We start from the raw sequence: 6,826 nt of genomic DNA, 5'->3' as shown, positions 1-6,826 counted from the left end.
CGTCTTGCGCCGCTCATCACCCAACAGGCCATCAAGGAACAGATTGGCCGATGCCGCTACCCGAGCCTGTGTGAACAGGCTGCCCATCCGCGCCTTCACATCGCGCAAAGACGTTGCCCATAGCTCCAGTGTCGTCTCGATTGATGCGCCCGTCATCCACGGCCTCCTCACCATGGAAACCTATTGATTCAGAGTTCCAATCAATATGCAACTGTAATGATAGGAAGCGGCTGCGCACCATCGTCTTCGCGACGCTGTTCACCGTTGCGGCCCTGCCGGGCATCGCGGCGATGTTCCTTCGCGTCTATGAAAACACGCTGGTTCGCCAGACAGAGGCGGAACTGGTGGCGCAGAGTGCGGCGCTTGCCGCTACCGCGCAAGCCCTGGCCCGGCGCGCGACCTCAGGCAGTCGAAGCGGGCGAGGTACATCCGGAGCCGCCGACCATCGACCTCAGCAGCACGCCGATCCTTCCCGACCGACCGCCACCTGCAAAGACGGGGCAAAGCCCGGCGCCCAAAGCCGTCGCGGCCCTTGCGCGGCTGGCGCCGGTCCTAGCCCGCACCAAGCAAACCACCCTTTCCTCGATCCTGCTGCTCGACCGGCAAGGTCGCATCGTTGCGGGCCCGGATCGCGGCGGCAGCCATGCAGCGTTGCCCGAAGTGCGCTCGGCGCTTTCCGGCAAGCCGCGCACCGTTCTTCGCAGGAACGCTGATTATCGCGCGGTCTATCGCTTCGAATGGTTATCGCGCGCAGCCGCGGTGCGGGTCGATCATGCGCGGCCGGTCGTCGTGAACGGTCATGTGGTCGGGGTGCTATTGCTTTCGCGTTCGGCGCGCAGCCTGTTCAAGGGGCTGTACGAGGATCGCGGCAAGATCCTGATCGGCATATTCGGCATCCTCGCGATCCTGATCGTGCTCAGCGGCGTACTGTCGCGCGGTATCGTCCGGCCGATCGAAGCGCTTGGCCGCGCAACCCGCACGCTCGCATCGGGGCGCGGAACCATCCCCGAAACGCCGCAAACGGCAGCAGTCGAAATCCAGGGCCTCTATGCCGATTTCAGCCGGATGGCGACGGCGATCGACCGGCGCTCTCGCTATCTGCGCGACTTCGCCCATGCGATGAGCCATGAATTCAAGACGCCGCTCACCGGCATTCGCGGCGCACTCGAAATACTGTCCGACCATGCAGACGAGATGTCGGCGGAGGAGCGTCGGCGGTTCCTGGACAATGCCGATGCCGATGCAGCGCGCCTGTCGCTGCTCGTCAGCCGCCTGCTCGATCTTGCGCGCGCCGATATGAGCCCGGTCGACCCTGACGTCGCGACCGACCTTCGCGCTGTCCTCCACCGTCTGGTCGATGCGCACAGCGACGACAGCTTTGACGTGTTGGTCGACCTGCCCGACAATGCTTCCCCGTCAGCATCCCCGAAGCGTCGTTGGATGCGGTGCTTTCCACCTTTATCGGCAACAGCCGTCAGGCCGGGGCGAGCATGATCCGGTTTGAAGGGGCATCCGCGCAAGGCCATCTGAGCTTACGCATTTGCGACAACGGCCCCGGCATTCCTGCCGCCGATCGCGAGCGGATATTCGAACCGTTCTTCACCACGCATCGTGCCCGTGGCGGCAGCGGCCTCGGCCTCGCCATCGCCCGCTCGCTGTTGGAAGCGTCTGATGGTGCAATGTCGCTCGTCGTGTCGGAAGCGGGTGCCGTTTTCGAATTGAAATTGCCAAGCTTCATCACTGCGTGACGATTTCAGGACGTTCGAGAGCCGTCCGGCGCAGAATGAGAGTGCCCGGCTTCAAAACTGATGCAATATATCTGCACCATTCGCTGGCTGTGGAGAATTCGCGCTTTTCGCGATTATTCGGGTCGAGGAGCCATGCTCAAGCCAGAGATCAAAATATGTCAGTCCACGTCGCATCTCTGGAAATTCACATCGAGCTCAACTCCAGCGAATAACCGCTTATGGGAATATGCTGCAGAAGTAGGAACGGCGGAAATTAGGGCGCTTTGCCGCCCATCAAGCCGGCGACGTGGCGCATGGCTGCTTTCGATCAAACCACGTCGTTCGGATTTGGTCCGGCGAACGTCCGCTACTGGTAAAGGATGCCTTTGAGCAGGCGATCGCCCTTATGAAGAGCCGCTTGGCCCAAGACGCCGCGGGCGGGCGCCGCCTCCGGACCGCACTGGATGTAGAAACCCGAGAGGACATCGCTAAGCTCCTACCCGCCTACGCCGACATGGACGATCTTCCGCCCAGCACCGTGAAGCATGCCATGTTGGACGAATGCCGCCGGTTAGGCACCACTCGCGTGGCGGTGTGCGATTTCCTTCGCCCGGTGCTAGACGCGCTCTGCAAGTCCGAGACCACGCGGCGGCCGCGGGTCGGTGGGAACCGGCACTGGGCGCGTTTGCTCCAGTATCTGCGTGAACTGCAGGAGGACACCGACTGGCGTCCCGACGGCAGGGGAATCCTGATTATGAATGCCGGCGGCGACGGCCGGGTCGCCCGCGACCCCGGTGATTTTCACATTGGCGCGGTGGTCGGCCTTATCGTGGCTGTACTCGGTCTTGACATTGTTATTGACCGCGCCGCTATGCTCAACCTTCACCAGCCGCCCCCGGGCATCATAGGTGTAGGTCACCGTCTCTGCCGCAAATGCCGAACTCACGCTCGTCAGCGCGATCGCCAGACCGCCCGCCATTACAATGCGCCTGATCACATAACCCCCTTCGTCGCAGCCTCTCCCACTGCAGCAATATGGTATTAGATCGTCCAGACCGATCCAGCGCAAGCTACAGGACGTTAATGACACTTTCTCCTCCATTCCCGATGTTTTATATCTCAAGCAGGATCTTGGCCGAGTAGTTGAATATCTTCGGCAAGCCAGCAAAAGCGAATAAGCTGAACAAAAACTGGACTACCCCCCACTCTCCTCGCTCAGCAGTGCCGTCGCAACATCTGATACGAAGCCCAAATGCTTGCAAGGACCACAACGGGCTCTCTTGCGGATGAAGGGTGCCAAGGCGCTCTTACGCAGTCACCCACATCATCGCCCCATTGGGCAAGCATTCGTTCGCCACACCGACGAAATGGAATTGCAATTTTTCAGACTGCCAGGCCATCCTCCCAGCAGCGATACGGTTCGCCCGGACCCCAGATGCTGCGGCGTAAGTCCGCAGTGCGCGCAGACAGATCGAGATCGTCGGAACCGAGCCGATCCTCGACCGTGCTCACATAGGCGAGTACCGACAATATGCCGATGCCGCAGCGCGTGCATGCCGTGCACCGAGACACACAATATCGAATCCTCGGCCGCGCAGCTCATGAACAAGCCACCGCGTTATTGGTTTTGTCTCGGTACCCAGTCGCGCCTCGGCGCCAGCGCGATGGCGCACCGCCATCTCAATCTGCTTCGGCATCGAAGCGCACTGGTCTCGACAGAGCCTTTGCCATTATGCATCGATGGCGCAGATCGCCGCCATCTCCTGCGACACGCCCAAGCCAACATAGTGGCTCATGATAGCCTCCGATCGTCAAACCATCGAGCGAGCCGGTACCGTAGGGGTCACCAAGGTGCCTGTACGGCGCGGAAGTCTTGGCGTTCGTTCGATAGCACAGCCTCGCCTTACATAGCGCCAGACGCCGGATAAACAGTTTCCCGGCACGACCCGTCGCTATGATATTCGCAGGACTTGCCTCACTGCCCTCGAAGAGCAAGCAAATACATTGCAGCGAAGCTGGACGTGCGGTGACATCGCTCATATGGGCAACTTCATCGTCAAAAGGAGATACTTTCATGAACACCGCAGAACTCGCCGATCAGATCGCTGCCGATCACGACCTGGCCAAGGCGGATGCCCGCAAGATCGTCGACGCAGTGTTCGGCGCCATCACCGATGCCGCAGCCAAGGGCGATGAAATCGCGGTGGGCGGTTTCGGCAAATTCAAGGTTAAGGAAAGCGCGGCGCGCGAAGGCCGCAACCCTTCGACCGGCGAGACCATTCAGATCGCGGCTTCGAAAAAGCTCGCCTTCACCCCGGCCAAGGCGGTGAAGGACAGGCTGAACGGCTGAAACCGATCGGCGCGCGCCACGTCCTGGTCGACGTGGCGCGCCGCATGATGACCAATACGCGCTTTGATGGCATTGGCTGACGCATACGCACGCGTGTACGGCGCCCCTGGCCCGGACCGGCGTCCCCTTTGCCGTGGGGCGATATGACCAAGCGGACCTTTTCCGCATCGCCGTTGTTCAAGGCGGCCTTTTTCGCGACGTTCATGGTCGCGCTTTTTCTGCGGGTTCTTGTCCCTTCGGGATGGATGCCAACGGTGCATGCCGATGGCGTTTATCTAACCCTATGCGATGGAACCGCCGATACGCGAACCATGGAGTCGATGGACCATGGCCGCCATGGAAAAGGCCACCATCCCTCCGGCCATTCCCACCCCTGCCCCTTTGCCGCACTGGGTCTTGCCATCGATACGCCGGCAGAGCCGCCGGCGCCGACGATTGCCGCCCGCCCCCTCGATATCGCAGAGCGGCGCGATGTCGCGTTTGATCGCGGCCATGCGGGCTTGGCGGCCCCACCGCCACCGCAAACGGGACCACCGGCACTTCCTTTCGCCTGAACGCTGAACCGGCGGCCGCCTGGCCGCCCGAACCGTCTTGCGGGTGATCCCGCTATCGCGTGCGCGCCTGGCGCGTCCGCACGAAAGGAACTGTAATGCATTTTCGCCGAATCGGGTGCAGTACGCTTGCACTCGCCCTTCCGCTCGCCGCGCATGCGCAGAACATGCCCAGCGATCCCCTGACGGACATCATCGTCGTCGGACAGAATAATGAAGGCAACGCCACGGTTGAAGCCAGCGAGGCCGATCTGACGCCCGACGCGGCGAGCCTCGCCGCGCGTCTGCCCGGTGCGGATGCCGCCGCGAATGGTCCTCTGTCGGGCCAGCTGCAATATCGCGGTCTGTCCAACGACCGGCTGCTGGTCCGTATCGACGGCCAGCGGTTTCAGACCGGCAGCCCCAATGCAATGGATCCGCCGTTGCACTATGCCCCATTGCCGCTGGTCGACAGTATCACCGTCGATCGCGGCGTTTCACCGGTGCGCGATGGCCCCGGTCTGGGCGGAGGATTCGACGCAAAACTGAAGACGGTCGATTTTTCGAAAGGCGCTTCGTTCGAACCGCATGCCGATCTTTCCGCCGGCTATCGCTCGGTCGACGATGGCTGGTCGGCAGGTGGCATTGCGGGTCTTTCCAACGACCGGTTCCGCTTCGGCGTGATCGGATCGCATGAGGAAGGCGATGACCGCCGCTTCCCCGATGGCACCATTCGCGACACCAGCTATTCGCGCGACACCTATGGCGTTCAGGCAGGAATGCGAACCGCCGCGGGGCAGGTCGATCTGGAGCTGCGCGAACAGGATACCGGCCATACCGGAACGCCCGCGTTGCCGATGGATATCCTGTTCTTCCACACCATGTTCGCGAATATGCATGCCAGGCTGGACCTGACCGATCGGCTGCATCTCGACACCGCATTCGGCTATGCCAATGTGCGTCACGCGATGGACAATTACAGCCTGCGCAGCGCCCCGGATTCAGCGATGATGTATCGCCGCACCAACGTGTCTTCGGACGCTTTCACCGGCCATGCCAGTTTTACGCTTGGCTCGGCCGAACGTCATCTGGGCTTCGGCGCGGATTTCGAAACCGATGATCGCGACGCGACCGTAACCAATCCGAACAACGCGCAATTCTATGTCGATTCGCTCCCCGGCATCGTAAAGACCCGCGTCGGCGCGTATCTGGAATGGCGCGGAGCGTTCGGCCCGGTCGAAGGTGAGGTCGGCACTCGGTTCGACCATCATGAGATGACGGCGAGTGCGCCGCTGATCGGTCCGGTGCTTCCGCAAGCCGCGCAGATGCTGGCCCAGCAATTTATCGCCGCCGATCGGGACTGGCGCGACGATACGGTCGATGTGGTCGCCCGCTTCTGGTCGGTGCAGGGCGATGTTACCCCCCGCCTGACACTGGCAAGGAAGACGCGCGTACCCAATGCGGTCGAACGATTTTCCTGGCTGCCGATCAAGGTGAGCGGCGGACTGGCCGATGGAAATGTCTATGTCGGCGATGTCGATCTGATGCCGGAAACGGCATGGATAGCGGAAGCAGGGATCGACTGGCGCAGCGGGGGCGCTTACGCACGCCCGTCTGTTTATTATCGCCGGATCGACGATTATGTGCAGGGCGTACCCTATGACGATACGCCGGGTACGATCGACACTCCGGTTGAGATGGTGGCAAACGTCAATGGCGACTCCACGCCGTTGCGTTTCGCCAATGTCGATGCCGAAATCTATGGCGCGGATCTGGATTTCGGCACTCGAATTGCGGGGCCGCTGCGGATCGATGGAACCGCCACCTATGTTCGCGCAAAGCGACGCGATATCGATGACGATCTTTACCGAATAGCACCTCCGAACGTGCGGCTTGGCCTCAGCTGGGCTCCGGGTCCCTGGTCGTTGACGGTCGAGGGCGTGGGATACGCCAAACAGGACCATGTTTCGGTCACCAATGGCGAAGAACCGAGCGATGGATATGCGATATTCAACCTGTCCGGCGAATTCGGCGCAATTCCAGGCGTGACCCTGTCGGCGGGCGTCGAGAACCTGTTCGACAAACGTTATGCACCACACCTTGCCGGCTATAATCGCGTGACCGATTCCGACGTGCCGGAGGGCGCACGGTTACCGGCCCCCGGCCGATCGGCATTCGTTCGAATAGGTATGAGGATATAGGTTCAGCGAGCACTTCGC

The 6,826-nt window shown here is 61.6% G+C and carries 7 protein-coding genes and 1 pseudogene; 5 read left to right on the top strand and 3 right to left on the bottom strand.

Going from position 1 to position 6,826, the window contains the following annotated elements; genetic code table 11:
- Window positions 1-174, bottom strand: a pseudogene (locus KY084_RS12340) (IS701 family transposase); the annotation flags it as partial.
- A 180-nt stretch (window positions 175-354) separates the two neighbouring features.
- On the opposite strand from KY084_RS12340, the gene KY084_RS12335 reads away from it, so the two are divergent.
- Entirely contained in the window at window positions 355-1,494 is a 1,140-nt protein-coding gene (locus KY084_RS12335; RefSeq protein ID WP_343228010.1) for a histidine kinase dimerization/phospho-acceptor domain-containing protein, read from the top strand.
- Window positions 1,491-1,748, top strand: a complete 258-nt coding sequence (locus KY084_RS16370) for an ATP-binding protein (protein ID WP_246587094.1) — start codon at window positions 1,491-1,493, stop codon at window positions 1,746-1,748. Before KY084_RS12335 ends, KY084_RS16370 begins: the two co-directional genes overlap by 4 nt.
- 595 nt (window positions 1,749-2,343) lie before the next feature.
- Here the strand turns inward: KY084_RS16370 and KY084_RS12330 are convergent.
- Together KY084_RS12330 and KY084_RS12325 are read right to left on the bottom strand one after the other, a co-directional pair.
- Window positions 2,344-2,706, bottom strand: coding sequence for a hypothetical protein (locus KY084_RS12330; RefSeq protein ID WP_219238773.1), 363 nt, complete (start codon window positions 2,704-2,706; stop codon window positions 2,344-2,346).
- 404 nt (window positions 2,707-3,110) lie between these two features.
- Window positions 3,111-3,299, bottom strand: coding sequence for a hypothetical protein (locus tag KY084_RS12325; protein ID WP_219238772.1), 189 nt, complete (start codon window positions 3,297-3,299; stop codon window positions 3,111-3,113).
- Between the two features lie 502 nt (window positions 3,300-3,801).
- Between KY084_RS12325 and KY084_RS12320 the strand changes: the two genes are divergently transcribed.
- From KY084_RS12320 to KY084_RS12310, 3 genes are all read left to right on the top strand, one after another.
- Window positions 3,802-4,077: an HU family DNA-binding protein gene (locus tag KY084_RS12320; protein WP_219238771.1), complete on the top strand. Its 276-nt coding sequence runs from the start codon at window positions 3,802-3,804 to the stop codon at window positions 4,075-4,077.
- Window positions 4,078-4,220: 143 nt separating this feature from the next.
- Window positions 4,221-4,631, top strand: coding sequence for a hypothetical protein (locus tag KY084_RS12315; RefSeq protein WP_219238770.1), 411 nt, complete (start codon window positions 4,221-4,223; stop codon window positions 4,629-4,631).
- Window positions 4,632-4,726: 95 nt separating this feature from the next.
- Window positions 4,727-6,808: a TonB-dependent receptor gene (locus KY084_RS12310; protein ID WP_219238769.1), complete on the top strand. Its 2,082-nt coding sequence runs from the start codon at window positions 4,727-4,729 to the stop codon at window positions 6,806-6,808.
- The last annotated feature ends 18 nt before the right edge of the window (window positions 6,809-6,826 follow it).

It is taken from the genome of Stakelama flava, assembly GCF_019351405.1.
Classification (GTDB): Bacteria; Pseudomonadota; Alphaproteobacteria; order Sphingomonadales; family Sphingomonadaceae; genus Sphingomonas; species Sphingomonas flava_A.
This window is presented reverse-complemented; position numbering and strand designations above follow the sequence as displayed.